The organism is Pseudomonas sp. IT-P176, from assembly GCF_949767245.1.
In the GTDB taxonomy this organism is placed as follows: domain Bacteria; phylum Pseudomonadota; class Gammaproteobacteria; order Pseudomonadales; family Pseudomonadaceae; genus Aquipseudomonas.
The window spans coordinates 1-1,820 of record NZ_CATKPN010000083.1; the positions used below are offsets into that span (position 1 = coordinate 1).

Below are 1,820 nucleotides of genomic sequence, written 5' to 3' on the forward strand. Positions count from 1 at the left end.
TGATGCGGTAGAGGAGCGTTCTGTAAGCCTGTGAAGGTGAGTTGAGAAGCTTGCTGGAGGTATCAGAAGTGCGAATGCTGACATGAGTAACGACAATGGGTGTGAAAAACACCCACGCCGAAAGACCAAGGTTTCCTGCGCAACGTTAATCGACGCAGGGTTAGTCGGTCCCTAAGGCGAGGCTGAAAAGCGTAGTCGATGGAAAACAGGTTAATATTCCTGTACTTCTGGTTATTGCGATGGAGGGACGGAGAAGGCTAGGCCAGCTTGGCGTTGGTTGTCCAAGTTTAAGGTGGTAGGCTGGAATCTTAGGTAAATCCGGGATTCTAAGGCCGAGAGCTGATGACGAGTGTTCTTTTAGAACACGAAGTGGTTGATGCCATGCTTCCAAGAAAAGCTTCTAAGCTTCAGGTAACCAGGAACCGTACCCCAAACCGACACAGGTGGTTGGGTAGAGAATACCAAGGCGCTTGAGAGAACTCGGGTGAAGGAACTAGGCAAAATGGCACCGTAACTTCGGGAGAAGGTGCGCCGGTGAGGGTGAAGGACTTGCTCCGTAAGCCCACGCCGGTCGAAGATACCAGGCCGCTGCGACTGTTTATTAAAAACACAGCACTCTGCAAACACGAAAGTGGACGTATAGGGTGTGACGCCTGCCCGGTGCCGGAAGGTTAATTGATGGGGTTAGCTAACGCGAAGCTCTTGATCGAAGCCCCGGTAAACGGCGGCCGTAACTATAACGGTCCTAAGGTAGCGAAATTCCTTGTCGGGTAAGTTCCGACCTGCACGAATGGCGTAACGATGGCGGCGCTGTCTCCACCCGAGACTCAGTGAAATTGAAATCGCTGTGAAGATGCAGTGTATCCGCGGCTAGACGGAAAGACCCCGTGAACCTTTACTATAGCTTTGCACTGGACTTTGAATTTGCTTGTGTAGGATAGGTGGGAGGCTTTGAAGCGTGGACGCCAGTCTGCGTGGAGCCAACCTTGAAATACCACCCTGGCAACTTTGAGGTTCTAACTCAGGTCCGTTATCCGGATCGAGGACAGTGTATGGTGGGTAGTTTGACTGGGGCGGTCTCCTCCTAAAGAGTAACGGAGGAGTACGAAGGTGCGCTCAGACCGGTCGGAAATCGGTCGTAGAGTATAAAGGCAAAAGCGCGCTTGACTGCGAGACAGACACGTCGAGCAGGTACGAAAGTAGGTCTTAGTGATCCGGTGGTTCTGTATGGAAGGGCCATCGCTCAACGGATAAAAGGTACTCCGGGGATAACAGGCTGATACCGCCCAAGAGTTCATATCGACGGCGGTGTTTGGCACCTCGATGTCGGCTCATCACATCCTGGGGCTGAAGCCGGTCCCAAGGGTATGGCTGTTCGCCATTTAAAGTGGTACGCGAGCTGGGTTTAGAACGTCGTGAGACAGTTCGGTCCCTATCTGCCGTGGACGTTTGAGATTTGAGAGGGGCTGCTCCTAGTACGAGAGGACCGGAGTGGACGAACCTCTGGTGTTCCGGTTGTCACGCCAGTGGCATTGCCGGGTAGCTATGTTCGGAATAGATAACCGCTGAAAGCATCTAAGCGGGAAACTAGCCTCAAGATGAGATCTCACTGGGACCTTGAGTCCCCTGAAGGGCCGTCGAAGACTACGACGTTGATAGGTTGGGTGTGTAAGCGCTGTGAGGCGTTGAGCTAACCAATACTAATTGCCCGTGAGGCTTGACCATATAACACCCAAGCAATTTGACTACTTCGAAAGAAGCATCAGATTGCGGTGTGTGAAGACGAAACGAACCGAAAGTTCGAATCTGCTCAAAGCAAC

The 1,820-nt window shown here is 52.3% G+C and carries 1 rRNA gene; it reads left to right on the top strand.

Annotation, left to right across the window (positions count from 1 at the left end):
• Nucleotides 1-1,725, top strand: a 23S ribosomal RNA gene (locus tag ACM6IP_RS22710); the annotation flags it as partial.
• Nucleotides 1,726-1,820 lie beyond the last annotated feature (95 nt).